Source organism: Dyella caseinilytica (genome assembly GCF_016865235.1).
GTDB lineage: Bacteria > Pseudomonadota > Gammaproteobacteria > Xanthomonadales > Rhodanobacteraceae > Dyella_B > Dyella_B caseinilytica.
This window is the reverse complement of sequence record NZ_CP064030.1, coordinates 2,916,099-2,942,225: the sequence shown is the minus strand read 5'-3', so window position 1 is coordinate 2,942,225 and position 26,127 is coordinate 2,916,099. Positions and strand designations below refer to the sequence as shown.

General features: G+C 58.9%; 25 protein-coding genes and 1 tRNA gene. 14 read left to right on the top strand and 12 right to left on the bottom strand.

Annotated elements, in window-relative coordinates; translation table 11 throughout:
- Positions 1 to 62: 62 nt before the first annotated feature.
- On the bottom strand, positions 63 to 2,225 hold the full coding sequence (yccS, locus tag ISN74_RS12650; RefSeq protein ID WP_188801133.1) for a YccS family putative transporter: 2,163 nt from the start codon (positions 2,223 to 2,225) through the stop codon (positions 63 to 65).
- A 204-nt stretch (positions 2,226 to 2,429) separates the two neighbouring features.
- Between yccS and ISN74_RS12645 the strand changes: the two genes are divergently transcribed.
- Positions 2,430 to 3,200, top strand: a complete 771-nt coding sequence (locus tag ISN74_RS12645) for an ATP-binding cassette domain-containing protein (RefSeq protein WP_188801131.1) — start codon at positions 2,430 to 2,432, stop codon at positions 3,198 to 3,200.
- The gene (locus tag ISN74_RS12640; protein WP_188801129.1) at positions 3,197 to 4,678 is read left to right on the top strand and encodes an ABC transporter permease/substrate-binding protein; all 1,482 of its coding nucleotides are present in this window, start codon (positions 3,197 to 3,199) and stop codon (positions 4,676 to 4,678) included. The genes ISN74_RS12645 and ISN74_RS12640 overlap by 4 nt, the downstream gene beginning before the upstream one ends.
- Before the next feature lie 46 nt (positions 4,679 to 4,724).
- On the opposite strand, the gene ISN74_RS12635 is transcribed toward ISN74_RS12640, so the two are convergent.
- Complete coding sequence (locus ISN74_RS12635) at positions 4,725 to 4,922, bottom strand: hypothetical protein (protein ID WP_188801128.1); 198 nt, start codon at positions 4,920 to 4,922, stop codon at positions 4,725 to 4,727.
- A gap of 281 nt (positions 4,923 to 5,203) precedes the next feature.
- The gene (locus ISN74_RS12630) at positions 5,204 to 5,626 is read right to left on the bottom strand and encodes a response regulator (protein WP_188801126.1); all 423 of its coding nucleotides are present in this window, start codon (positions 5,624 to 5,626) and stop codon (positions 5,204 to 5,206) included.
- A 379-nt stretch (positions 5,627 to 6,005) separates the two neighbouring features.
- Here ISN74_RS12630 and ISN74_RS12625 point away from each other — a divergent pair, with 379 nt between their 5' ends.
- Positions 6,006 to 6,257, top strand: coding sequence for a hypothetical protein (locus tag ISN74_RS12625; RefSeq protein ID WP_188801125.1), 252 nt, complete (start codon positions 6,006 to 6,008; stop codon positions 6,255 to 6,257).
- A gap of 222 nt (positions 6,258 to 6,479) precedes the next feature.
- Positions 6,480 to 6,845 (top strand): response regulator, encoded by a 366-nt coding sequence (locus ISN74_RS12620; protein ID WP_188801124.1) that lies wholly within the window; start codon positions 6,480 to 6,482, stop codon positions 6,843 to 6,845.
- Between the two features lie 16 nt (positions 6,846 to 6,861).
- On the opposite strand, the gene ISN74_RS12615 is transcribed toward ISN74_RS12620, so the two are convergent.
- The gene (locus ISN74_RS12615) at positions 6,862 to 7,473 is read right to left on the bottom strand and encodes a hypothetical protein (protein ID WP_188801123.1); all 612 of its coding nucleotides are present in this window, start codon (positions 7,471 to 7,473) and stop codon (positions 6,862 to 6,864) included.
- Positions 7,474 to 7,742: 269 nt separating this feature from the next.
- Here ISN74_RS12615 and ISN74_RS12610 point away from each other — a divergent pair, with 269 nt between their 5' ends.
- The 3 genes from ISN74_RS12610 (at position 7,743) to ISN74_RS12600 (ending at position 11,549) form a co-directional block, all read left to right on the top strand.
- Positions 7,743 to 8,882 carry a tyrosine-type recombinase/integrase gene (locus ISN74_RS12610; protein ID WP_188801122.1) on the top strand — a complete coding sequence of 380 codons (1,140 nt, stop codon included), beginning with the start codon at positions 7,743 to 7,745 and terminating at the stop codon, positions 8,880 to 8,882.
- Positions 8,883 to 9,168: 286 nt separating this feature from the next.
- Positions 9,169 to 9,399: a helix-turn-helix transcriptional regulator gene (locus ISN74_RS21340; RefSeq protein WP_188801121.1), complete on the top strand. Its 231-nt coding sequence runs from the start codon at positions 9,169 to 9,171 to the stop codon at positions 9,397 to 9,399.
- A complete protein-coding gene (locus ISN74_RS12600; RefSeq protein WP_188801118.1) occupies positions 9,396 to 11,549 on the top strand; it encodes a VapE domain-containing protein in 2,154 nt (717 codons plus the stop codon). The genes ISN74_RS21340 and ISN74_RS12600 overlap by 4 nt, the downstream gene beginning before the upstream one ends.
- A 342-nt stretch (positions 11,550 to 11,891) precedes the next feature.
- Here the strand turns inward: ISN74_RS12600 and ISN74_RS12595 are convergent, their stop codons facing one another.
- The 3 genes from ISN74_RS12595 to ISN74_RS12585 all read right to left on the bottom strand — a co-directional run bounded on the left by ISN74_RS12595 (position 11,892) and on the right by ISN74_RS12585 (position 12,804).
- Positions 11,892 to 12,143 carry a hypothetical protein gene (locus ISN74_RS12595; protein ID WP_188801117.1) on the bottom strand — a complete coding sequence of 84 codons (252 nt, stop codon included), beginning with the start codon at positions 12,141 to 12,143 and terminating at the stop codon, positions 11,892 to 11,894.
- Between the two features lie 66 nt (positions 12,144 to 12,209).
- Entirely contained in the window at positions 12,210 to 12,509 is a 300-nt protein-coding gene (locus tag ISN74_RS12590) for an addiction module antidote protein (protein ID WP_188801115.1), read from the bottom strand.
- Positions 12,510 to 12,516: 7 nt separating this feature from the next.
- Entirely contained in the window at positions 12,517 to 12,804 is a 288-nt protein-coding gene (locus ISN74_RS12585) for a type II toxin-antitoxin system RelE/ParE family toxin (protein ID WP_188801113.1), read from the bottom strand.
- Between the two features lie 452 nt (positions 12,805 to 13,256).
- Between ISN74_RS12585 and ISN74_RS12580 the strand changes: the two genes are divergently transcribed.
- From ISN74_RS12580 to ISN74_RS12560, 5 genes are all read left to right on the top strand, one after another.
- Complete coding sequence (locus tag ISN74_RS12580) at positions 13,257 to 14,270, top strand: hypothetical protein (RefSeq protein WP_188801111.1); 1,014 nt, start codon at positions 13,257 to 13,259, stop codon at positions 14,268 to 14,270.
- A 2-nt stretch (positions 14,271 to 14,272) separates the two neighbouring features.
- A complete protein-coding gene (locus tag ISN74_RS12575) occupies positions 14,273 to 14,659 on the top strand; it encodes a hypothetical protein (RefSeq protein ID WP_188801109.1) in 387 nt (128 codons plus the stop codon).
- A 13-nt stretch (positions 14,660 to 14,672) separates the two neighbouring features.
- Positions 14,673 to 15,011 (top strand): hypothetical protein, encoded by a 339-nt coding sequence (locus ISN74_RS12570; protein ID WP_188801107.1) that lies wholly within the window; start codon positions 14,673 to 14,675, stop codon positions 15,009 to 15,011.
- Entirely contained in the window at positions 14,995 to 15,489 is a 495-nt protein-coding gene (locus tag ISN74_RS12565; protein ID WP_188801105.1) for a helix-turn-helix domain-containing protein, read from the top strand. Before ISN74_RS12570 ends, ISN74_RS12565 begins: the two co-directional genes overlap by 17 nt.
- Before the next feature lie 111 nt (positions 15,490 to 15,600).
- Positions 15,601 to 15,882 carry a hypothetical protein gene (locus ISN74_RS12560; protein ID WP_203546604.1) on the top strand — a complete coding sequence of 94 codons (282 nt, stop codon included), beginning with the start codon at positions 15,601 to 15,603 and terminating at the stop codon, positions 15,880 to 15,882.
- Between the two features lie 86 nt (positions 15,883 to 15,968).
- Here ISN74_RS12560 and ISN74_RS12555 read toward each other — a convergent pair.
- Positions 15,969 to 16,043 (bottom strand) — tRNA-Val (locus ISN74_RS12555).
- 129 nt (positions 16,044 to 16,172) lie between these two features.
- On the opposite strand from ISN74_RS12555, the gene ISN74_RS12550 reads away from it, so the two are divergent.
- A complete protein-coding gene (locus tag ISN74_RS12550; protein WP_188801101.1) occupies positions 16,173 to 16,505 on the top strand; it encodes a lipid-A-disaccharide synthase N-terminal domain-containing protein in 333 nt (110 codons plus the stop codon).
- 73 nt (positions 16,506 to 16,578) lie between these two features.
- On the opposite strand, the gene metH is transcribed toward ISN74_RS12550, so the two are convergent.
- From metH to ISN74_RS12535, 3 genes are all read right to left on the bottom strand, one after another.
- The gene (gene metH, locus ISN74_RS12545) at positions 16,579 to 19,281 is read right to left on the bottom strand and encodes a methionine synthase (RefSeq protein WP_188801226.1); all 2,703 of its coding nucleotides are present in this window, start codon (positions 19,279 to 19,281) and stop codon (positions 16,579 to 16,581) included.
- A 64-nt stretch (positions 19,282 to 19,345) separates the two neighbouring features.
- Complete coding sequence (locus tag ISN74_RS12540; RefSeq protein WP_188801099.1) at positions 19,346 to 20,437, bottom strand: homocysteine S-methyltransferase family protein; 1,092 nt, start codon at positions 20,435 to 20,437, stop codon at positions 19,346 to 19,348.
- Between the two features lie 12 nt (positions 20,438 to 20,449).
- On the bottom strand, positions 20,450 to 21,376 hold the full coding sequence (locus ISN74_RS12535; protein WP_188801097.1) for an ArsR/SmtB family transcription factor: 927 nt from the start codon (positions 21,374 to 21,376) through the stop codon (positions 20,450 to 20,452).
- Positions 21,377 to 21,573: 197 nt separating this feature from the next.
- Here ISN74_RS12535 and ISN74_RS12530 point away from each other — a divergent pair, with 197 nt between their 5' ends.
- Positions 21,574 to 22,734: an acyl-CoA dehydrogenase family protein gene (locus tag ISN74_RS12530; protein WP_188801095.1), complete on the top strand. Its 1,161-nt coding sequence runs from the start codon at positions 21,574 to 21,576 to the stop codon at positions 22,732 to 22,734.
- Positions 22,735 to 22,932: 198 nt separating this feature from the next.
- Here ISN74_RS12530 and ISN74_RS12525 read toward each other — a convergent pair whose 3' ends face one another.
- Positions 22,933 to 26,121 (bottom strand): multidrug efflux RND transporter permease subunit, encoded by a 3,189-nt coding sequence (locus tag ISN74_RS12525; protein WP_188801093.1) that lies wholly within the window; start codon positions 26,119 to 26,121, stop codon positions 22,933 to 22,935.
- Positions 26,122 to 26,127: the final 6 nt, after the last annotated feature.

Below are 26,127 nucleotides of genomic sequence, written 5' to 3'. Positions count from 1 at the left end.
GGAGATCCAATAGATGCGTCTAGGGGCTGAACAACCATGATTTGAGCCGTTGGCAGCCCGCATCAACCTGCCTGGATATCGCGGATCACGCTGGCCAGCCGGTCACGGTGTGCCAGGATCAGGGCCAACTGGCCGAGCACCAGGCGGGCGGTTTCATCGTTAACACCATCCGTGTGCGGCGTCATGCTTTGTTCCGTCTCAGGGGCGGCGGATGGGGCGGGTGTAGGGGTGGTCAGCGTGTCGGCGAGGTGTTCCAGCTTGGCGACGGCGAGATTGCCAGCCAGGGTGACGGTATCGCGGGCTTGCTTGCAGTCGATGGCCTGCCGGTGTGCACCCAATGCGGAAATATGCCCAAGCATGGTGTGCGCGATGGTCAGGAATCTCAGCAGATCTTCGTTGCCACGCCGTTGCCGACCCGGTTCGCGCAGCATGTTGGCCAGTATGCCGCTGAGGGCGGCGTCGGCGTTATGGGCTTCGCGCCGGGCGATGCGATAGGCCAGGTCGTCGCGCTTGCCGTGGATATATTGCGCAATGATCTGCTGCAGGTAGCGCGCGTCGTTGCGCAGGGTGTTGGACAGTATCTGGTCGAGCTGGCGCCCCTGCCAGTCGGGCAGAACAAGGTAGATGGACAGTGCTGCAATGCCGGCGCCGATCAGGGTATCCAGCAGACGTGGCCACATCACCTCGTAGCCGTTGCCGGCTTGGTTGAAGCACAGCACCACGAACAGGGTGATGGCGGCCGTGGCGATGGTATAGCGCCGCAGGCGCGCGGCGAAGAATGTCACGCCCGACAACACAATCAACAGCAGTTGCCAGGGAGCTGTCGGCAACAGGCGCAAGGTGGCCCAGCCGATGATCACGCCCATGACGGTCCCAAGCACTCTCTGCAGCATGCGCGCGAGGGTGGCGCCGTAACTGGGTTGGCAGATCAACAAGGTGGTCAACAGAATCCAGTAGCCATGCCGGGTATGGATCAGGTGCAGCACGCCATATCCAGACATCAGCGCAAGCGCAAGACGGATCGCGTGACGGAAGCGTGAGGAGTGCGGCGTGAGCTGGATGCTGATGCGCTGCCATGCTTCGCGCAGCGATTGTGGTCCCGGGTTCTGCAGCGTGCTGTCCTCCCCTTCGGCGTGAGCCATGGGTGGCGCTTCGTTTTCAAGCAAGGACTGAATGGCGGAGATGTTGCGCCCTAGTGCATCGAGCGAACGCAGTAACTGGTGGGGAGGTACCAGGGTGTCCTTGCGTAAGGCATCCAGTGCAGCGCGCAGATCGGAAAGCGCTGCGGGCATGTCCGTTCCGCCGATGGGCGCGCGGCGCAGTCGCAGCGCATCAGCATGTTGACGGCAGTGGCGTGCCTGCAAACGCAGCAGATGTTCGCAGCGGAACAATATGTCGCTGTGATAGAACGCTTCAGCCAGCGCCGCGTAGGGATAATGCGAAGAGCTGATGCGTTCATGGATATCCTGAGCCTTGAAATAAAGCTGCAGGCGCGCTGCGGTTGCACCGCGCGGGCGGCGCATGCCGATGCGGTCGATGAGCACGATGCGGGTGTCGTTGAGTGCTTCCACGACACGCTCGTTCTGCATGGCCAGGGTCAGCGCCAGCGCGTCCCGGTCCACGCCGTGGACGGGTGTGAACAGCGCGGCCTTGTTTTCCAGGTAATCGGCCAGCGTATCGAAGACCCGAGCCAGCGCGTGACGCACCGCGAGCTGCGGTGACAGCATCGCCCAAAGCAGGGATAGCAGCCCGTACCAGACGGCGCCTGCCAACAATGGCGCGGGTTCGCTCAACAAATCGGCAGAGGGATTGAGCTGGTCGGTCCCGATCATGGTGTACACGGCCAGGATCAGCGTGCCACCCGCGACGGTTGCGTAGCGTGCGCTGATGGCGCCCAGCATCACCAGCACAAAAGTCATCAAGGCCAAAGCGAACGCGAACACCAACGGATAGGGCAGCAGCCATTCGACGGTAAACGCCACGCCGGCAAAGCAGATCAGCGTAATCAACAGGGTGCTGAGGCGGCTGCGCCAGTGATCTTCGGTTTCGGCCAACGCGCAGGCGATGACACCCAGCATGGCGGGAATCATCGCGCTGGCATGGTGAGTCGTCAGGCAATACAGGATCACACCGCACAGGGCGATCAGCACCCGCAAGCATTCGGCGACGCGGTCGGAGCCGCGCAGGCGTTGCCAGTGGTGGATGAGGGAGGCGTGAGAGGGCATGGGGCAAGCACGAGATGGTGCGGTGCACAATATAGCGCGTTCTTAGGGCCTTTGCTTCGGTGCGCGCGATCCCTTCCCGAAGCAGGTCAATGGTGGCGAGGCAGGTTCCCACATATGTGCGAGCTGGGCGTCAGAACATCCATAAGCGGACACACTGAAGCGTATCGGCTAGGCTCAAGCCTTCACGGCCGCGTCGATCCGGGAATGCCGATCAACCCAAACGCCTCCCCCGAAGCGTTCGAGCTTCATGACGTGAGCAAGCGCTATGGCAGCCTGGCCGCGCTCGACCAGGTCAGTCTGGGATTTCCGGCCGGAAGCGCGACCGCGCTCATCGGTAGCAGCGGTTCCGGCAAGTCGACTTTGCTGCGCGTATTGCTTGGTCTGGAGTGGCCGGATCAGGGTCATGTGAAGGTTGATGGCCATGTGCTGGAGCGAACGCAGGTGCTGGAGCTGCGTCGCCGGGTGGGCTATGTGATCCAGGACGGCGGCCTGTTTCCACACCTCACTGCCTTGGGCAATCTGGCCTTGCTTCCGCACCATCTGGGGTGGGGCAGGGACCGCATCCGGGCTCGCGCTGAAGAGCTGGTTGCGTTGACACATTTGCCGCCAAGCGCATTGGATCGTTATCCGGCCGAACTGTCCGGCGGGCAGCGGCAGCGTGTGGCGTTGATGCGTGGTCTGATGCTCGATCCAGGCGCGCTGTTGTTGGATGAGCCTCTGGGTGCGCTCGATCCGATCGTGCGTCACGAATTGCAGGATGAGCTCAAGCATATTTTCGATCAGCTCGGTAAAACCGTGATCGTAGTGACGCATGACATCGCCGAAGCGGCGTGGTTTGCCGATCGCATCGTGCTCATGCGGCAAGGGCGGGTTGTGCAGGATGGCTGCCTGGACGATCTGCGCCTGCGTCCGGCTGATCCTTTCGTGACGCGTTTTGTCGAAGCACAGCGGACGTTGGGGGAGTCGCCAGCATGAGCGGGCGATGGATCGTATTACTGATCTTGCTGTCGGTCGCACCGTCGCTGTACGCGACGACGGTGCGCATTGGTTCCAAGCAATTTACCGAGTCGGTAATTCTGGGCGAAGTGGCGCGCCTGGCAGCACAGCGTGAGGGCATTGATGCGCAACATCAGCGTGAACTTGGCGGCACCAGCATTCTCTGGCGCGCTTTGCAGCACGGTGATATCGATGCCTATCCGGAATACACCGGCACGCTGACACAAGAGTTGTTGAAGAACGTCCCCGCTGACGCAGACATCGCTACTTTGCGTGCGGCGCTCCAGCCGCTCGGTATCGGCATTACCGATTCGCTTGGCTTCAACGATAGCTATGCCATTGGCATGCGCGAGGATGTTGCGGCTCAACTAGGTATCCAGCGGTTGTCTGATCTGACAGGGCATCTGCAGCTGCGCTTCGGATTCTCCAATGAGTTCATGGACCGCGCCGATGGCTGGCCGGGGCTGCGGCAGCGTTATGCATTGCCGCAGACGCAGGTGCGTGGCCTCGATCACGTGCTGTCGTATCGGGCGCTGGTCGATAAGGCCGTGGATGCCATCGATTTATACAGTACCGATGCAGAGATTCCTTACTACCATCTGCGCGTGCTGGATGACGACAAACATTACTTCCCGCACTACGAAGCGGTTTTTCTCTATCGCCTGTCGCTGGAGCAGAGTTCACCGGCTTTTGTTGCTGTGCTGAGAAAACTGGCCGGCCATATTCCTGAAGACGCCATGCGCAACATGAATGCGATGGTAAAACTTCATGGCGAGAGCGAAACCGCTGTCGCCGCAGGTTTTATCGGCGTGCAAGCTGATGGCGATGGAGCGGGTTTTGCATCGCGCCTGTTGCAGCGAACGGTGGAGCATTTGCGGCTGGTGTTGATATCGCTGATGGCGGCAGTCTTGTTCGCCGTACCACTGGGTGTGCTCGCGGCACACTCAAGGCGATTGGGGCATGTGGTGATGGCAATCAGCGGCGTGCTGCAGACGATTCCATCGCTGGCCATGTTCGTGTTCATGATTCCCCTCTTCGGCATCGGCACCTGGCCTGCGATCGCGGCGCTGTTTCTCTACAGCCTGCTGCCGATCGTGCGTAACACCTATGCCGGTCTGACAGGCATTCCACCTGACTTGCGCGAATCCGCCGCTGCGCTGGGCTTGCCGCGCGGCGTACGGCTTCGCCGCGTGGAATTACCGATGGCGACGCGTTCGATTCTGGCCGGCGTAAAGACCGCTGCGGTTATCAATGTAGGGACCGCCACACTGGGTGCCTTGATCGGCGCGGGTGGCTACGGCCAGCCGATTGTCACCGGCATCCGGCTGGACGATACCGGCCTGATTCTCGAAGGCGCCATTCCTGCTGCTTTGATGGCGCTGGCCGTGCAAGGGCTGTTCGAAGGCGTGGAGCGCTGGCTGACGCCACGCGGCATGCGCATCGAGGCGCGGCAGTAAGCGCGGCAGTAGCGCTGGGGTGTGGCGTGTGCCGCGCTTGTGAAGGTCAGCCGTGGGATGCAATGTGCGAGGTGGTCTCGGCCGCCATGGACGGATCGTCTTTGATCAGGTCAGCCCAGTGAACCTCGATGCCATTGCGATGGGCTTTTTTGGTGATCTTGATGCCGGTGGCGTCCAAAGTCAGCGTGAAAGACTGTCCATCGATGTCGATCTGGCGCTTCAACGGTTTATCCAGAGGTGTCATGAAAATCTCCTGGCGAACATGAGTCACGCATCATGGCTGCGTTGGTCGGTGTATGTTGTGGAAGAAGATCTGTATAGCGTTGCGCCATGAGCATTCGGGCAGTCTGCATGCGGAATGCGCGAGGGCTCGCTCCGCGCTCCGCGACGTCAACATGCAACGACGTTCGTCAAGAACAAGGCAAAGAGATGTGAGCGTTGTGCGTAGATCACGGCTGTCTGTACGGACCATTCATGCTTATGGCATGCCGTTTGTGCACAAAATCTGTTTTGTTAAATGCGAGGCTAGGCCAGTAGCAGTGCGGTTTCCTGCCGACGTTTGGCGGCTGAAAGGGCATGAGTGACGTAGCCAAGGCGCCGCGTGGCACCGTGTCGCACAGCGCAAAGCAAGTCGGCTTTTCCGTAAGGTTTGCGCAGGATGCTCATGTCGCGCGGACAGCCAGGGATCAGTGCATCCCAATCACCGGACGTGAGTATGTAGTAGCCATTGCGAAGGCGTTGTCGCATTTTTTCAGCCATTTCAAGGCCAGTGACCTGATGATCCAGGCGCATATCGGTGATGACGACACCAATGTCCGGATGCTGACGCGACAGTTGCAAGGCATCGGCGACATCCCAAGCCTGGAACACGTCATAACCTGCGTTATTCAATGCGTGATAAACCAAGTCGCTATTATCGCGATCGTTATCGACTACCAATACATGCATGACCACTATCCATCATGGCGCGGCATCCCGGATCCCTGTCCGCTGATCTTTCATCCGAGTGATGACAGGGATATGAATAGTGAGCTAGGGCAGCTTGCTGGCATTCAGCATACGATGGACGGATGAAAGTGCAGGATTTGCCGAGAAAAAAGCGCTTATTGATGGATGTTTCCCAAGCAAAAGCGATGCCGGGGCAGACACTTGTCTTAGTTCGCAAGGAGATGTTTACATTTAGTACACAAAGCCTTGCATACAAGTGAGCCACGGTAACACCGTGATCGTTGAGCGCGTCTGGCAGGGAAGCCGATTCACAAGTTGTGCTTGATCGGCATTGCTTGCACAACGTAAAACATCATGTCGCCACTTCAGGAGAAATCTCATGAATCGCATGGTCATTGGCTTGGCAGTCGCCAGTATCGGTTTGGCTATCGGCGGGTGCCAGAACCCCAATAGCAGCGGTGGTGGCGCGCCACCGGCAGCAGGCGGGGAAGGTTCGTCGCAGCCGTCCACGCCGCCGCCCGCAGCGCCTTCAACCGCCAGCGCTCCGGCGTCTTCTCACACCGCGATGACACCGCCGTCCAGCAGTACCGCTCAGGCACCGGCTTCATCGTCGACGTCTTCCGGTCACTGATCTGGTGTGACGCGGCTGCCGTCGGCCGCGATGCTGACGGCAGTTTTGCAGTAGCTGTGTTTTACAGCTGCTGAAAGTTGTTTTCACTCCGTCTTCACGATATGGGCAAGCCGTTCGGGTTTGTCGCCAAGTGGTGGAAACGATATTCACTATCTGTTGTGCCATCTACCCCTAACGTGCGGGGCAATGCCTGGACCGGCATACGTTTCGAGTGAGGATGGCATGAAGACTGTTCTGCTCGTCGAGGACAACCGTGATGTCCTCGTCTCCACCGCGTACATGCTCCAAGACGCTGGCTTCGACGTGGTCGCCGCCGCCAATTCCGATCAGGCTCAGCAGGTCGCGTCGGTGCGCGCGGATATCGGTGTTGTCATCACTGATCTGAATCTCCGCGAAGGCATGAATGGCATTGAATTGGGCATGGCTATGCGCGATGACGGCTTGAAATGCCCGGTCATCGTGATGTCCGGCGATGCCGAGCCGCCAGAGCAGGGATGGCTGTCATGGATGACGTATCTGCCCAAACCCTTCGACCGTCAGGCGTTACTTGCAGCGATCAGCGAGAACAGGCAAGCGGTAGTTTCCTGATCCGTTTCATCTGTTGCTACATCGCAGAAGCTGCAGGTTTATGGCAGCGAAAATCTGCAGAACGGCTTGTCATGTGTTGGCAATCATGAAACGCATTGGCAGTGAGCTGCCATCCGTCGCGATCGCTGCTGGTATCTTTTTTCCAGACATAGGTCCAGGAGAGATAGGTTTCCGATGTCTGAGAAATGATGGTGATGTGTTCGCCCGGTTCTCCATCCACCGGCAGCGAAACGGGTGTTTCGTCGGATGATGCGTGCTCATGCCAAGGCAACGCGTTTACTGCATCTGTAACGTGATAGTCCGTTCGGATGGTGATCAGATCCAGATCTTGGTGGATCGTCTTGGGGACGAACTGTCCATTCCGGAAATCGTGGTAGTTGGCGGCATCGTGCGCGATCTGTCGACGGATCCACTGCGCCCACATGTCATAGGTGGGGGTATTGGGAACCAGTTGCGCGATCTGCATGCCACCGATGATCTGCTCATCGCTCACGTTTGGCGGTGATGCCATCAGCACGGGTGATAGCGCCCACGAAACGACTGCAGTGATCGTTAATTCCTTTACCTTTCTCATCATCACGCCCCTGTGGCTGAGTAAGGATGTTGCTTGTCCGTGGATGGACGGCACTGCTCCGAATCGTTTGCAAGATGGCGCGCCGTCGCGCTATTGAACCATAACGAAAAAGGCCACCCGAGAGGGTGGCCTAAGTCTTTGAATAAGTTGGTGGGCGGTACAAGGATCGAACTTGTGACACCTGCCGTGTGAAGGCAGTTAAAACAGTCTCAATCCGTATCATGCCGCCTCATAAGTGCATTGTTTTATAAGGATTTAGTCGTTTACTGTCTCATGATATTTCAGGTAGTATATCCGTACGAAATCCGTACGGACTGGAATGCATGGGACGAATAAGCATCGACAAGGCGACTGTCAGGGCGAAACTAGAGCCGCGCCGGGAGCCCTATTGGGGGGCGCCAATCGCGCAAAATTTATTTGTCGGCTTCCGACGCATCGACTCAGGCGGGGGGACTTGGATCGCACGTCTGCTGGGCGACGACAAGAATCACCGTTACCAAAGCCTTGGAACCGTCTCCCCGGTGCTGGATTACGAGGCTGCCCGCAAGGCCGCGCTGGAATGGCGCCGCCAAATGCACGCGGGCGTCAAGACGAACGAGGTTAAAACTGTCGCTGACGCTTGCCGGGCCTACGTTGAAGATCGTCAGATAATGAAGGGCGCTCAATCTGCTACCGATGCAGAGCAAAGGTTCAAGCGCACCGTCTATAGCGACCCCATCGGCGCATTGCCCTTGGCAAAGATGACTCAACGCCACGTTGAGAAATGGCGAAATGCCTTATCTGAACCAAGGGAGGGCCACAACGGTTTGGCGCCAGCGAGCATGAATCGCACGCTCACTGCGTTGAAGGCGGCCCTGAATTTTGCCGTTGCGCGCCGATATGTGGCCGCTGATCGCACGATTGAATGGTCGCTAGTCAAGCCAATGAAGGCCGGCAATCGTCGTGATCTGTTCCTTGATCTTGCTCAGCGCCGCGCGCTGCTGGGCGAACTGACGGGCGATGCGCGGCGATTCATTGAGGCGGCTGCCCTTACTGGTGCGCGTGGCGGTGAACTCGCCAGCATCCAGCGCAAGCACTTCGATGCGCGCACCGGCACCGTGACGCTTGATGGGAAGACCGGGCCGCGTGCCGTACCGCTCGCGCCCGCTGCCATTGATCTGTTCAAGCAGGCCGCGAGGGACAAGCTGCCAGAAGCATGGTTGCTCACTAAAGGCGGCAAACAGTGGGATCGGTGGGCATGGAATGAGGCGGTGCATGAGGCTGCGCAGGCGGCCGGGCTGCCGAGCGGGGTAGTGCTTTACACGTTGCGGCACAGCTTCATCACCGAGGCAATCACAGCCGGGATGTCGCTGCTTGATGTCGCGCGCCTAGTGGGGACGTCGCTAGCAATGATTGATAAGCACTATGGCCATCTTGTGCAGGACGCAGCACGCAAGCGATTGGCGGCGCTGAACATGATATAGGCGGACATCGGCGCAGTGAGCAAATGCGAACCGCCCTGATACTTTGAAGCTGCATCTGGCGTCGCGGCCGATGCTCTTTCATACGTGTGAAATTCCTCAGTGTTGAGAACCCCGCCACCCGGCGGGGTTTTTTTTCCGTGCTTAGGTGGTCCATTTCTCCGATGCGTTTAAACGCGATGTGGGCATGGATCGTCGCGTGCTAAGCGGACATCGGCGCAATAACACAATATGAGACGCGTTGAGAAACTTGCCTCGTGTTCAATCACAACCACAGAGACACGAAGGCATGAAAGACATTGTGCAAAACCCGCTTGCTAGTTCCATCCTTATTACTTCCGCCCGCTTGGGTATCTCCCGAGCAACTTTGTACCGTTTGATGGGAGAGGGCGCCATCAAAACAATCAAGATCGGTCATCGGACTCTGATCGCCGAGGCTGAGTTACAGCGATACGTTGCCGATCGCGTGGCCGCTGCGAACGGGGTGAGGGTCGCTGCACAGGCTGAGCGAGCCGCATGAGCAATGCACAAAGCCATAGCAGCATTGACGTCGCCCGTCAGTTTCAAATGGCGATGCATGCAGCCAATATCCTGCCGGAATTCACTCGCGGCGAATTGGCACCAGATGGCAAGCTAACTCGCTTTCACGTCAGCGGTGACAGCAAAGGCTCTTTAAATGGCTGGGCCGTCTTGTACGGTGATGGTATCCCCGCTGGTGAATTTGGTAGCTGGAAGACTGGCGAATCGCACACATGGTGTGCGAAGCACGAATCCGAGCTGACCCCTGCCGAACGCGCCGAACGCAAATATCGAGCAGAACTGTCCCGCATCGAGCGCAAGAGCGCCGAACAACTGCGTCACGCTGAGGCTGCGGAAAACGCCCGCGCTGCCTGGGAAGCTGCGGAGCCGGCCACCGATCACGCTTATTTGCGCGCAAAGGGCGTGCAGTCGTATGGCCTGCGCGTTGCACGCTTTGACGGCCACGGCACCCGTGCTGGCGATTTGCTGATCCCTATCCACAACGCTCGCGCAGAAATAGTGAGCCTACAGCGCGTTACCAATAGCGGCGCCAAGTTTTATCTGGTAGGAGGCGAAAAACGTGGTTGCTTCTACCGTTTTGGCGGTGACGGGCCGGCATGGCTTGTCGAAGGCTACGTCACCGGCGCCAGCGTGCATGCAGCGACCGGGCAGCCTGTTGTAGTTGCGTTCGATGCTGGGAGCCTGAAGCCGGTCGCTGACTTACTGCGCGGGAAGTTATTGGGTGTGGCAGCCGACAATGACGAAAGCGGAACAGGGCAAAAGGCTGCCGAAGCCACGGGGCTGCCTTGGGTTGTGCCGCCCGCGATGGGGCAAGACTGGAACGATTACGCGGCAGAACATGGCATCCAAGCCTTACGAGGGTTGCTGACCGTGCCCGCAGACATATCCACCATTCAGCGTAGACAGGTCGACGTTCATAGGATGCCAGCCGTCAGCCTCACCAGTTGGCCCGACGTGAGCACGCAAGGCCGTCCTCAGGATACCGTCACCAACATGCAGCACATGTTGAGCCATTACGATTTTACGGTGCGCTATGACGTGATCCGCAAGCGCATTGACATCAACTATCCCGGCATGACGGCGATGGTCGAGAATCAGCAAAGCGTTGCCTTGGCGACCGTGCGCAGCTTGTGCGCTAAAAATAGCCTGCCGAAGCAAGACGCGGCCGAACACCTAATCCACATTAGCAACATGCCCGAAAATCTGTGGAACCCAGTTGCAGACTTCATTCGATCGCGACCGTGGGATGGGCGGTCTCGGTTTAGCGATTTGCTCGCGACTGTGGAGCCACGAAGCGACTATGACCTCGATCTATGGGAGATTTTGCTGCGTCGCTGGCTGATTTCAGCCGTAGCCGCCGCCCTGAAGCCGTCGGGCTTCATGTCTAAGGGCGTTCTGGTATTTCAGGGTGCGCAGTCCGTGGGCAAGACGTCTTGGTTCCGTTCGCTGGTGCCGGCCGAGATGCGCGACCTTATCAAGGTTGATGCGATGATCGACCCGCAGAACAAAGACACTGTGATTTCTGCCATCAGTCATTGGCTTGTTGAGCTTGGCGAACTGGACGGGACGCTGCGTCGTGCCGATATCGCCAGATTGAAGGGTTTCATCAGCCAAGATTGCGACCAGTTCCGCCGGCCTTATGGCCGCGCTGAAGACAAGGCGCCGCGCCGCACTGTGTTTTTCGCGAGCGTGAACCCGGAACAATTTCTTGCTGACGATACCGGCAACGTGCGCTGGTGGACCGTTCCCATTGCAAGGATCAATTACGGCCACGACATCGACATGCAGCAGCTTTGGGCGGAAGTTGCTACGTGGTACGAAGCTGGTGAACGCTGGTGGCTCGATAGCGACGAAGAAAAGCGATTGGAGCGTTTAAACGGGCAGCATCAAGTGGCTAGTCCGATTGGTGAGCTAATCGTCACTACATATGGCGATGCACTTGCCGCTTTACCGCGCAGACGGATGACTGCCACCGACGTGTTGCTTGAAATCGGATTTGAGCGGCCAACACAAGCCAATCTCAACGAAGCAGCCAAGGCCTTGCGCGCGTTGTTTGGCGAAGCCAAGCGAACGAACAAGACTCGGTATTTCATGGTGCCATGCATTCGTTCCGGCGATAGTCCGTTGTGACGGGAGGGGCGTGAGTCACGAGTGCGGGTCACGCCCCCAAATCACTGATGAAGCTTCCTTTTTTAGATAAGAGTGACGGGGTGACAGTATTTCTAAGACTTTCGACAAGCCATATCGCGCCCCCGATGTGATGTCTACATTTATGTTTCCTAAAAGTTCTTCTAAATTTCGGGTCACTACTGTCACTGACTACGTAGCCTTATGACTTATAAGATTTTTATGTTGGTGACGGTCCTGGCCGGGTGAGTCACCAACCGTCACTGGTCACTACCTGCCTTGTGCTGACGGTGACACGGTCATGGGCAGCCCGCAGCTTGCGGACTGCACCGTCGCCGGGAACGATTAGCGCAAGCGCTTAACGAGAATCTGGATCGCGTGATAACCGTTAGCATGACGCGGATCATCGTCCGGCACGTCGTGCAATTCGTGCATAACTCCCTGCACTTCATATAGGTGAAGCGCGTCGTGGTGGTTCGCCGTGTCGACGAACGAAGTAAGCCTAATGCGGTCGCCCTTGCCGGGAAGGGCGGCAAGCTTCACCTTGTAATACGGGCCGTTTTCACCTTCGGACACGATTGCTGGAAACGTACTCATTAAAAATTCCCCATTGAACCGCGCGACGGCGGCAGTTGACGTTTACTATGGCGCCACGCGGGGTTTTCAAGGGGCGGCCGATACTGAGAGGCGCACGCCGAGCGCGGCAAGTACCCGCTGCACCGTGTCGAATCGCGGGTTCGCGTCCGGGCGCAGCGCCTTGTATAGACTTTCGCGGCCAAGCCCGGCGGCCTTGGCAATTTCGGCCATGCCGCGCGCACGGGCCGCGATGCTTAGGGCTTCCTGAAACACGCGGTTGTCGCCCGACTCGATCGCGTCTTCGAGGAACGCCGCGATAGCCTCGTCAGTGTTGAGGTATTCGGCGGGGTCGAAGGTCTTCAGGTTTCGGATTTGTTCGGCTTTCATTGGTGCCTCACGGATTCAGTGCCAGCTTTTGCGCCTGCTTAATGTCGTGCTGTTGCGTTGACTTGTCGCCGCCGCAGAGTAGGACGATCACGGTTTTGCCTTGCTTGATGAAGTAAACCCGATACCCCGGACCGTAGTCGATACGGAGTTCGTTCACCGGGCCGCCCACCGACTTCACATCGCCCAACAAGCCGCCCGCAACGCGGACGATGCGGGCCGTGATGATGGCCGCCGCCTTGCGATCCCGCAAACCGGCCAGCCATGTGTCAAATGTTGCGGTCGTCTTGATGTCCATGCGCGTATTGTATCCGAACGGATACAGGGTGCAAGGGGTCATTCATCGCCCCCGGCATCGCTGTCGGCGACCGCCATCGCCCCATGTTCCGGGCGGTGTGGCGGGCTGCGACTTCGTACCATTTCGCCGGGTCCTTCCTACGGGGGCACATAGGGCGGGGTCCTCGACACCCCGGATTTTGCAGTGTGCGTGCCCTTCGAAATTTAGTTTTTTGTTTACCTCAAGGCGACAAAGCCTATGATTTTGCGCGCATTGTTCGTAAAACGAACATAAAACAGCGATTGCGGACAGCTTTATGTCCGTAGCAAAGGAACATCCCCGCAATGGGGACGCCGATCGCTAAGCCGGATGATGTGCCCGCAGAGCTAGGCGGACATCTCCGCAGTTACGCAAACCGGACCTGCCCGCAACACTGGCTTCGCGACCAAACCACTGAGGAAAGCACAACCCGCATGTCTAACTTGAATCAACTACTTGCCCGCGCCAAATCCGCCCCTGCTTATAGCCCAGCACCCGATACCCGCTATTTCAACGCCGATCTGGCGCAGCTAATACGCGACGCATCAAGCGCGATGCCGTTCCGCGATCACATCCCGGCCGGCATGTATGAGCCAACGCATCGAATTTCCCAGCCAGCAGCCACAGCTATGTCGGCGTTGCTGGGGTCTTCTTTCCTCCCTGATCTGATCGATAAAGATGGGAGGATCACTCGCGTACCCGCTGGCGTGAGCGCCGGGCAGTCGACGCGCCTAGATGCCGCGATCATCGCTAATTCGCGCGTTGCGCAAGCTGGCGCACAATTGATCGTAATGCCCGAATCGACTGAGGCACTTCCAACTGGACTGACAGGCGACATCGTTCTGGTGAAGAAGCCGGGAAGTTTCCGCACCATCGAAGCAGCAATTTTTGACACGGTGTCCGAAGGGGATGGCCCAGAAACCGATGCTCCGATTGTTGCGATGCCGGTTTCGTCTGCGCCGATCAACTTTGGCGATGCGATTTCTAAGGGCATTTCCGTCACGGTAAAGCGTTCGTCTTGGAAGGAAACGCCGGTAGATATTTTGGCCGCTGATCTTGCATTGGCCCTAACGCTTGGCCTTGCCCGAGCCGCAGATGAAGTGCTGCTAAGAGCCATCGCTGCGGGGAATCCGTCCGCTTTCTCTTTGTCCGAAGCCGCAGCGCAAGGGCTAGAGTTTGGCGAGCTTCGCGCTTTAGCTGGCGGTGACGGCGCTGTTGTAGACCAGTCCGGCGTTCTGCGCGTCGCTGGCGTTCCGGCTGAACTGACAGCCGACAACAAAGGCACATTTGTTGGTGCCTTTAGTCGCGCAGCCATCGTTGTGCATGAGCGCATTGACCTTATTGCCCATCGCCTCGACACAGCAGGCAGCGTGAATGTGACCTGCTGGGCATCGTTTGTACCTTGCGTACCGGATGTATCTAAGTTCTGGTCCGCCAAGGCCAATTAATCATGAGCATCTTCGACTTTTTCAGCTCCAAGCGCAGCGAACTCATCGCTGCGCCTCGCGCTGCAACCGATCTACAGCGGGACATGGCTGCCACTGCGGTTCAGTCCTGCCATGTATCTATCCGTGAACGTACCGAGGATGGTGTGCGAGCTATCGTCACTGGCGCTGCCTTGGGATCATTCGTGTTCGATCACGAAGAAGCGGCACGCCGCATTCTCAAGCGATGGCCCGACCTTGAGCCTAAACAAGTGACGCAATTGGTTCGTTACCTTGATTCGCGCGTTCGGCTAACTGCGCGCTCCAAAGGCCCCATGCCCGAGCGAAGCAAGTCCTCATGGGTTTCGCGCTGGATGGGCAACTCTCCCGACAACACATTTTTTAGTCGATAGCTGAGAATCAGGCATGCGCCACGAGATTAAAGCAAAGAACGGTAAATTGATCGTCCGCTGCATCGTTAGTATTCTGCGTCCTGTGATGATCGACGGAGAAGTGCGTAACGTGGGTGACCTGATCGACATGGATGATGCGGATGCACGCGAGTTGATCGCCAGCGATCGCGCACGATTGGCGGGTAATGACGAAGTAGAGCATGCGCTACACGTCGGCATAGCTTGGCACAGCGTCAAGAGCACGAGCCGTTTAAACGCACAACGAATCAAGGCCAAGCGGCGACTAAGCAAAAACGTCTGCCGCCTGGATACCCCAACCTTGCAAGATGTTCAACATGCAACACGCTTCTGACGCGCCACCAAAGGGCTTATGGGATAACGATCCCTATAGGCTGCTGCTTGGGCAGGCCTATCACGATTTTGCGAAAGTGGTTGGCTGGGATGAAGCGATCCGCGTTGGACTTCTTGTGCATCAAGAGTGCCGGCCGCCTTCGCGGAGTCGCGGGTCGCTAATTACCGACCGGGGTATCATCTATGTACCAAGCGGGTTCAGTCCAGATTGTCGCCTCGCGAAAATTGTGGGCGAGTCGACGGCACGCAAACTGATCGCGGCTCTTGGCGGTGAGACGTTTGAGTTTTCCAACATTCTCGCTGCCGATATTCCAAAACAACACGCGCACATCGCCGACATGATTCGCGAAGGCAGGCGTTACGCGGTCATCGCTGGGTTATGGGGTATTACCGAACGCCATGTTCGACGCATTGCACGCGCTCACGGCATTCCTCCATCCAAAGTTCGTCGCCGCCGCTCGATTGGCTCTATTGGATAGCTGAACGTAACTCTAAAGTAGATAAGCGTCATCTACTTTCATCAACCTTCATCCTGATTTCTGCATGCAATGATTCACGCCGCGCTCTTACACCGAGCGCGGTGTTTTTTCATGACCCTTGCAAAGGAACCACCCGGTATGACGATGCAGCCCAACAACGCAGCCACATTTTCTGTTGACCCATATGACATCAAGAGCACCGACGAGCTTCTTAGATGCATGTCACCGGACATGGCGGTCGCCGCTGCACGTTTGGCAGTGCAGCGATTCACTGAGGTCGAATTCAAAGTTCAGGTGGATGACCTAGATAGCATCGCCGCCATGATTGCGCGTATGCCGCCGCGTGTGGCTGAGAAGTTCGCCAACCGTGCGGTTTGGCGTGCGATTACCTGATAGGTGATCTGAAAACGTATATCCGTACCGCGATCCGTACAACGACTTAGGCCACCCGTTTGGGTGGCCTAAGTCATTGAAATCGTTGGTGGGCGGTACAAGGATCGAACTTGTGACACCTGCCGTGTGAAGGCAGTGCTCTACCGCTGAGCTAACCGCCCGCCGGGAACGCGCCACTATACGGATAACGGGTAGGGAGGTCAACCTTTCCGGGCTGTTGGCCGTTTCCTAGGCCAGTCCCAAGGACGGGCAGCTAAGATATCCCATTCCCCGGCCAAGTAGTCCCTCCCATGCACGTTGACCTTTCGCACATCCTGCAGTCTTTGCAGCATTTCCATCTGACGCCGTGGAAGGTGGTCGGTTACCTGGGCACACTGATGTTCACCGGCCGCTGGTTTGTGCAGATGTATTACACGCGCAAACACAAGCGGGTGGTGATGCCGCTTTCGTTCTGGTGGATGTCGGTGACGGGCAGTGCTTTGTTGCTGGCCTATTTTGTGTTTGGCAAGAACGACTCGGTGGGTATTCTTTCCAACTTTTTCCCGGTGTTCGTGTCGGTCTACAACCTGGTGGTGCATATGCGGCACCAGAAGAACAACCTCACTGGCGATAACACGGCTTGAGCATTGGCCGGGTTTGCCAGCGTAAGTTGAGTTACCCCGGGTGTGATCCGGGGGGAACCCATTACGTATCGATCTATTCCGGATCGTAATCGAGATTTGGTGCCAACCAGCGCTCGGCTTCTTCGCGCGTCCAGCCTTTGCGCTTGGCGTAATCCTCGACTTGCTCACGCGTGACGCGGCCCACCACGAAGTACTGGCTGTTGGGGTGCGAGAAATACCAGCCTGAAACAGCGGCGGTCGGATACATCGCGAAGCTGTCGGTGAGCTGGATACCGGCATTGTTGGTGGCGTCGAGCAAATTGAACAGCGCGGCTTTTTCAGTGTGGTCCGGGCAGGCAGGATAGCCAGGGGCTGGGCGGATACCGCAGTATTTTTCTTCGATCAGCGCCTCGTTATCGAGTTTCTCGTCCGGCTGATAGCCCCAGAATTCACGCCGCACGCGTTCGTGCATGCGTTCGGCGAAGGCTTCGGCCAGACGATCGGCAAGCGCTTTGAGCAAAATGGCGGAGTAATCGTCATGGCCCGCTTCGAAGCGGGCGACGTGCTCTTCGATGCCGATGCCTGCGGTGACAGCGAAGCCGCCCAGCCAATCCTGCTTATCGGCTTCCTTGGGTGCGATGAAATCCGAGAGGCAGAAGTCAGGGCGTTCGGCCGGTTTTTCCGCTTGCTGGCGGAGATGGTGCAGACGTATCCCCTTGCGGGAGGGAGCGCCGCTTTCTGTCACAGTGATGTCGATATCGTCGCCAACGCTGTGCGCCGCCCAGAAACCGATCACGCCACGGGCCGTGAGCCAACGCTCGGCGATGATCTTGTCGAGCATGGCTTGTGCATCGGCAAACAGCTCAGTGGCCTGCTTGCCGACGATCTCGTCTTTGAGGATGGCGGGATAGCGGCCAGCCAGTTCCCAGGCCTGGAAGAACGGTGTCCAGTCGATGTATTTGCGCAGCTCGGCGAGGTCGTAGTCGTCGAAGACAGTCAGCCCTGGTTGTTTGGGCTGCGGTGGCGTGTAGTTGGCCCAATCGCCACGGAAGCGCTGATTGCGGGCGTGTTCCAGCGGCACGAGCGTCTTGGCGGTGCCGCGGTTTTTGTGGCGTTCGCGGATGTCCGCGTATTCAGTGCGGATCTTGGCCATGAAGTTGTCGACCAGATCCTTGCTGACCAGCGATTGCGCAACGCCGACAGCGCGCGAAGCGTCCTTCACCCATACGGTGGGTGATTTGTAATGCGGTTCGATTTTCAGCGCGGTATGAGCGCGCGAGGTGGTCGCGCCGCCGATCAGCAACGGGATCTGAAAATCCTGCCGCTGCATTTCGCGTGCGACCTGACTCATTTCTTCCAGCGAAGGTGTGATCAGGCCGGAAAGACCGATGATGTCGGCCTTGTGCTCGCGTGCGGTGTCCAGGATTTTTTGCGTTGGCACCATCACGCCGAGATCGATCACCTCGAAGTTGTTGCAACGAAGCACCACGCCGACGATGTTCTTGCCGATATCGTGCACGTCACCTTTGACGGTGGCCATCACGATGGTGCCGTTGTTTTTGCCTGCGTCGCCGGTACGCAGCTTTTCCTCTTCGATATAGGGCAGCAGGTAGGCCACGGCTTTTTTCATTACGCGGGCGGATTTTACGACCTGCGGCAGAAACATCTTGCCGGCGCCGAACAGGTCGCCCACGATGTTCATGCCGGCCATCAGCGGACCTTCGATCACATCCAGCGGACGGCTCGATTGCTGGCGTGCTTCCTCGGTGTCTTCCTCAACGAACTGGTCGATACCATGCACCAAGGCGTGGGCAAGACGCTCGTGCACGGGCTTTTCACGCCAGGCCAGGTTCTCGACGACGACCTCGCCTTTCTTGGCTTTGTACCGCTCGGCGACTTCCAGCAGGCGCTCGGTGGCGTCAGCGCGGCGGTTGAGCACGACGTCTTCGACGCGTTCGCGCAATTCTGCAGGAACATCGTCGTAGATCATCAACGCACCGGCGTTGACGATGCCCATGTCCATGCCCGCCTTGATGGCGTGATACAGGAACACGGAGTGAATCGCTTCGCGCACGGTGTTGTTGCCGCGGAACGAGAAGGATACGTTGGATACGCCGCCGGAAATATGGCTCAGCGGGAAGCGCTTCTTGAGTTCGCGCGTGGCTTCGATGAAATCCACGGCGTAGTTGTTGTGTTCTTCGATGCCGGTGGCAATGGCGAAGATGTTGGGGTCGAAGATGATGTCTTCCGGTGGGAAGTCGAGCTTTTCAGTCAGGAGTTTGAAGGCTCGCGTGCAGATTTCGACCTTGCGCTCGCAGGTATCGGCCTGGCCTTGTTCGTCGAAGGCCATGACCACCACGGCTGCGCCGTATTCGAGCACTTTGCGGGCGTGTTCCAGGAATAGCTCTTCGCCTTCCTTCATCGAGATCGAATTGACCACGCCCTTGCCTTGCAGGCAGCGCAGGCCGGCTTCGATCACGCTCCATTTGGAGGAGTCGACCATCACTGGCACGCGTGCGATATCCGGCTCGGCGGCAATCAGGTTCAGGAAGCGCGTCATGGCGGCCTCCGAATCGATCAGGCCTTCGTCCATGTTCACGTCGACGATCTGCGCGCCGTTGGCAACCTGCTGGCGCGCGACTTCCACCGCTTCTTCGTAGCGGTCTTCTTTGATCAGCTTCTTGAACTGTGCTGAGCCGGTAACGTTGGTGCGCTCGCCGACGTTGACGAAGAGCAGGTCTGGCGTGATAACCAGCGGTTCGAGGCCGGACAGACGAGTGTAGCGGATAGCGTTCATCAACAGCGGCAACCTTTACTCCCTCTCACCAGCGGGGAGAGGGAGAGCGTAGAGCGTGGTGTTTTCATGCGGCTTCTTCAATTTCAGTGGGCAATTTCCGCGGCGCATAACGACTCACTGCTTCCGCAATCGCCTTGATATGCGCTGGCGTCGTGCCGCAGCATCCGCCCACCATGTTGAGCAACCCATCGCGTGCAAAGCCGCCGATGACGGAGGCCATTTGCGCCGGCGTTTCGTCGTATTCGCCGAACGCATTGGGCAGTCCCGCGTTGGGATGCGTGCTGACATAGCTGTCGGCCACGTTGGCTAGCGTCTGCACGTGTGGGCGCAGGTCAGCGGCGCCGAGTGCGCAGTTCAGTCCTACCGACAGCGGACGAATGTGTTTGACGGAGTAGTAGAACGCTTCGGCTGTTTGACCTGAGAGCGTACGGCCCGAGCGGTCGGTAATGGTGCCGGAGATCATCACCGGCAGGCGTTGCCCGCGTGCGCGGAATAATTCGCTCAGCGAGAACAAGGCCGCTTTTGCATTGAGCGTGTCGAAGATGGTTTCGACCATGATGATGTCGGCGCCGCCGTCGATCAGTCCGCTGGCCGATTCGTTGTAATTGTCGACCAATTCTTCGAACGTGACGTTGCGAAAGCCCGGGTCGTTGACGTCTGGCGACAGTGAAGCCGTGCGGCTGGTAGGACCAAGTACGCCGATGACGAAGCGCGGCTTGGCCGGATTCTTCGCTGTGTACGTATCGCAGGCGGCTCGCGCCAGCGCAGCGCCTTCGCGGTTCAGCTCATAGGCGAGATGTTCCAGGTGGTAATCGGCCTGGCTGATGCGTGTGGAGTTGAAGGTGTTGGTTTCAACCAGGTCGGCACCGGCTTCCAGATAGGCCTCATGGACGCCGCGGATGATGTCTGGCTTGGTCAGCGTGAGCAGGTCGTTGTTGCCTTTCAGGTCGCAACTGCCAGGATGGTCGTGGCTATGCGCGTGCGCGTGATTGCTGTCGTGGCCGTGTACGAAGCGTTCACCGCGAAAGCCGGCTTCGTCCAGCTGATGACCTTGCAGCATGGTGCCCATGCCGCCGTCGAGAATGAGGATGCGTTCGCGCAGCGCCGCTTCGAGTGATGCAACGCGATCAGGGTGGAGCCAGGGAAGAGCGCTCATAAAGAAACTCCTTTACGGCTTGCGCGCGAGCAGGTTGATCACCTCAAAATGCGGTGCCTTGCGTTCACGGCTGAGGCGGTTGCAGCTGATCACCTCAAGCTTGGCGTCGGTGGCCAGCTGGGTCAGATCGCTTTGGCTGAAGCCGAGATTGCGATGATCGAACGGTTCGACCACCGCACGGTGATCGTGTTGACCGAGGGAGACGGCGAGCAGCTTGCCGCCCGGTCGAAGCACTCGCGCTGCCTCGGCGACCGCCTTGGATGGTTGTTCGGAGTAGGTGAGTGCATGCAGCATCAGGACCAGATCAAAACGATTGGCTTCCAGCGACAGTGCATGCATGTCGCCGTGGCGGACTTCCACGTTGTCGAAACTGGCAAGGCGTTTCGCAGCGGCTTCCACCACCCGTTCGCTGGCATCCACGCAGACGATCGAGCGCGCATGCGGAGCCAGCAATTCGGCGGTGACACCGTCGCCGGAGGCGATATCCAGCACATCGCCGGTTTCCAGCAACTGCAGCAGCGAGCGACTGAGCGTTTCCCAGGTGCGGCCCGGCGAGTAGTGGCGCTCCATATCGCCGGCGACACTGTCGGCCCAGCCTTCTTCGCGGGCGCGCTGGGCAAGCACGCTAGGCAGGCGTGCGGCGTCTTCACGCAGCAGGGCATCGTCGATGCTCTCGCGCAGCGAGCGGATCAGCGCATGCTGATGCTCATCGCCTTCGCTATTGGCGCGGTAATAGGCGGAGACGCCGGCACGGCGGTCACGAACCAGCTCGGCTTCCTTGAGCTTGGCCAGATGGGTCGACACGCGCGGCTGCGCCAAATGCAATACCGCGGCCAGTTCCGCCACGGTCAATTCCTCGCGTTCCAGCAAAGCCAGCAAACGCACGCGAGTGGGATCGGCCAGCAAGCGCAACACGCTGGAGGCGGTAGCCAGATCCATCGTGCATCCTTATATCGCGATAGAGAGATGATTAGAGTAGGAGGGCTGCATCGGGCCGTCAAGGGCTCGCCCCTCATCGTTCCGGCCTTCGGCTGAATGACCAGTGGGGCGGTCTTGCTGCACCCGCACAAGGCTCCGTCCCGTTGCCCAGCTAAAATGGGCGGCTTCCCCTTATCTGTTCGCCCCCGGAGCCCCTTATGGATTTCCGTTTCACCGAAGACCAGCTAGCCATCCAGGCCATCGCCCGCGATTTCGCACAGAAGCGCATTGTGCCGGTAGCGGCCGAGCTCGACACCAAAGGCGAGTTTCCGTTGGAGAACATCCGCGAGATGGGGCAACTCGGCTTGATGGGTATTGAAGTGCCGCATGAGTACGGCGGTGCGGGGCTGGATCCGGTTGGCTACGTGCTGGCGATGATCGAAATCGCCGCGGCGGATGCGGCAACGTCCACGGTCATGTCGGTAAACAACTCGTTGTTCTGCAACGGCATCCTCAAGCACGGTACGGAAGAGCAGAAGCAGAAATACGTGCGCGCGATTGCGCAGGGTGACGGCATCGGCGCCTACGCGCTGACTGAGCCGCAGTCGGGATCGGATGCGTCGGCCATGCACACGCGCGCCTCGAAGAATGTCGAGGGTGATTGGGTGATCAACGGCAAGAAGAGCTGGATCACCTCCGGCCCGGTCGCGCGCTATATCGTGCTGTTCGCCATCACCACACCGGGCATCGGCGCCAAGGGTGTGTCGGCTTTCATCATCGATACGCAGAAGCCGGGCTTCCATGCTGGCAAGACGGAGCCGAAGCTTGGCATTCGCGCTTCGGCGACCTGTGAGATCGAGTTCAACGATTACGTTTGCTCAAAGGACGATTTGTTGGGCGAAGAGGGTAAGGGCTTCTCCATTGCGATGGGTGTGCTGGATGCCGGCCGCATCGGTATTGCCTCGCAGGCGGTGGGTATCGCCCGCGCCGCGTACGAAGCCACGCTGCAGTGGGCGCGCGATCGCAAGGCCTTCGGCCAACCGATCGGCACCTTCCAGATGACACAGGCCAAGATCGCCGACATGAAGTGCAAGCTCGACGCAGCTACTTTGCTGACGCTGCGTGCAGCGTGGACGAAGGGTGAGGCGGAGAAGAACGGCGGCCGTTTTGGTACGGAAGCTTCGGTGGCCAAGCTGGTCGCTTCCGAAGCGGCGATGTGGATTGCGCACCAGGCTGTGCAGATTCATGGTGGCATGGGCTATTCGAAGGAAATGCCGCTGGAGCGCTATTTCCGCGATGCCAAGATCACCGAAATCTATGAAGGCACCAGCGAAATCCAGCGCATCGTGATTGCGCGCGCCGAGACTGGATTGCGTTGATCGATGCAGGTTCTGCGGCAATCCTGCTGCAGAATCTGTGCGTGACTTAACGAGCGTTCCTGAGCGTCAAACCGCGACGCTGATCGGGCTCACCGCTGGCTGCGGAACAGCATCAAGCAGGTGTTTGCTTCGCCTGATGTTTAAGCCATAAAAAAAGCCCCGGCATTGCCGGGGCTTTTATTTGGATGACTCTTAACCTCAGTGTGACGTGTGTTCGTGACGCGCCAGTTTGTGCGTTGTTTCATCCAGCTTGTCGCCCAGCATGCGGCGCACGCTGACGTAGAACACTGGAATCAGCAGCAGGCCGAGGAAGGTGGCGAACACCATGCCGCCGATCACGCCCGTACCAATCTCGTGGCGGGAGTTGGCGCCGGCGCCGGTGGACATCACCAGCGGCAGCACGCCGAGGATGAAGGCCATCGAGGTCATCAGGATCGGGCGTAGACGTTGGCGAGCTGCGGTAAGTACAGCGTCGAACAGCGTCTTGCCTTCAGCCTGTTGTTCCACCGCGAACTCCACGATCAGAATCGCGTTCTTCGCAGCCAGACCGATCACCGTCACCATACCGATCTTGAAGTACATGTCGTTGGGGAAGCCGCGCAGCATGCACGCCAGGGTCAGACCCAGCACGCCCAGCGGTACCACCAGCAGCACGGCGACCGGAATCGACCAGCTTTCGTACAGCGCCGACAAGCACAGGAACACGATGACGATCGACAGGATCATCAACAGCGTGGCCGAGTTACCCGCCAACACTTCTTGATACGACTGGCCCGTCCAGTCCGCACCGAAGCCCTTGGGCAGATCGCTGTCGACGATGTTCTGCAGCGTTCCCATGGCCTGGCCAGTGGAGAAGCCCTTGCTGGCATCGCCGACGATTTCGATGGCCGGATAGCCGTTGTAGCGCGTGAGCGAGGGAGCGCCCATGCCCCAGGTGGAATGCACCACGCTGGACAACGGAATCATGCTGTACGGACCGTTGGCTGACGTGGTGGTGCTCGACGACGTGGTCGACGTCGTGGTGAGCGAGCTGGGCGTGTAGATGTGGCTAAGCGAATCCGTATCCATGCGGTACGGTGCGTCAGCCTGCACCATGACGCGCTTCACGCGGCCCTCGTAGATGAAGTTGTTGATATACACCGGCGCCAGCATGAGCTGGATGGCGGTGTACACATCACTCACCGAAAGGCCCAACGCCGATGCTTGTACGCGATCCACGGTGAGGTTGTATTGCGGCGCATTAGGCAGCACGTTCGGGCGGGTGCCGAACAGCGTGGGGCTTTGCGCAGCCTTGCCCAACAGGATGCCCAGCGCTTGCCCAAGCTCGGCGCGCGACTGGCCGCTACGTGCCTGCAGATACATGTCCAGGCCGCCGAACTGGCTCAAGCCGCGGATCGTAGGCAGGTTCACCACAAAGATCTGCGCGTCGCGGATACCGTGCAGGACGCCGTTGGCCTTGAGGATGAAATCATCCGCCGTGATCGAACGTACGCTCCAGTCCTTGAGCTTGATGAACACCATGCCGGCGTTTTCGCTGCTACCTACGAAGCTGAAACCGCTGATCTGGTACATGCCCACATAGTCATCTTTCAATGGACTCGAGCCGAGCTTGTCCTGGATCTCCTTCATCACCGCTTCTGAGCGCTCCAGCGTTGCACCCGGAGGCAGGCTGACGATGGCCAGAGCAAAGCCCTGGTCTTCGCTGGGCACGAAGCCGGTGGGCAGCTTGGTATAGAGGAAGCCTGCCAGCATGGTGATCAGCGCAAACACGATCATCCATCGTGGTGCATGGCGCACCGCACTGCCGATGTGGCCGTGGTAAGTGTGCGTCACCCGGTCAAAGGTCGTGTTGAACCACTTGTAGATGAAGTTCTTCTTTTCCTCATGGGTGGGCTTGAGGATGGTGGCGCACAAGGCCGGCGTGAACGACAGCGCCAGGAAGGCGGAGAAGCCCATCGACACGGCAATGGTCAACGCGAACTGCTTGTAGATCACGCCCGTGGCACCCGGCTGCAGCGCAGACGGCACAAACACCGCCGCCAGCACCACCGTGATGGCCACCACGGCACCCGTGATCTGGCCCATCGCCTTGCGCGTGGCTTCCTTCGGCGGCAGGTTTTCCTCCGTCATGATGCGCTCGACGTTCTCGATCACCACGATCGCGTCGTCCACCACGATACCGATCGCCAGCACCATGCCGAACAAGGTCAGCTGGTTGATGGTGAAGCCGAGCGGTGAAAGGCCGATGAAGGTGCCGAGCAGGGCGACCGGAATCACCAGGGTCGGAATGATCGTGGCGCGGAAGTTCTGCAGGAAGATCAGCATCACGAAGAACACGAGGATGATCGCCTCGATCAGCGTGTGCAGCACTTCCTTGATCGACACTTGCACGAACGGCGTGCTGTCGTACGGTGCGAACCAGGTGACACCCTGCGGGAAGTCCTTGGCCAGTTCGTCCATCTTGGCACGCACCGACTCGGCCACATTCAGCGCGTTAGCACCCGGCAGCAACTGGACGCCGAAGCCACCGACCGGCTGACCGCTCCACGTGGAGGCGAAGCCGTAAGTTTGCGGACCGAATTCGATGCGCGCGATGTCTCTCATGCGCACCACGGTGCCATCGGAGTTGGCGCGCAGAATGATGTCACCGAACTGCTCGGGCGAGGAGAACAGGCCCTCAGCCGATACCGTGGCGGTGAAGCTCTGCCCATTGATCGACGGATCGGCACCCAGCGAGCCGGCTGCGAACTGCACGTTCTGGGCGGAGATCGCATTCTCGACTTGCGTCGCGGAGAGGCCGTAACCCTGCATCTTGTCCGGGTTCAACCACACACGCATGGCGTACTCGGAACCCACCTGGAAGGTGCTGCCTACGCCGGGAATGCGGCCGACCTGATTGATCACCTGGGCGCCGACGATGTCATTGAGGCGCTTGCCGTCGATCTCCGGATTGTTGGAGATCAGGCCCACGAACATCAGGAAGTCCGGGTTGGCCTTGGCCACCACCACGCCCTGTTGCACCACCTCGGCCGGCAACTGCGGCTGCGCCAGCGACACTTTGTTCTGCACCTGCACCTGGGCGATGTCAGGGTTGGTGCCGGTGGCAAAGCTCAGGGTGATCGTGGCCGTGCCGTTGGAGTTGGAGGCCGCACTGAAATACAGCAGGTTGTCCACGCCGGTGAGCTGCTGCTCGATGACCTTGGTGACCGTGTCTTCCATGGTCTGGGCACTGGCACCCGGGAAGGACGCGGTAACCGTGACCTCCGGTGGCGCAATGTTCGGATAAGACTCCACACCCATGTTCAGCACGGATATGGTGCCGACCAGGGTGATGAGAATGGCGACCACCCAAGCGAAAATGGGGCGGTCGATAAAGAAACTCGGCATCAGTGT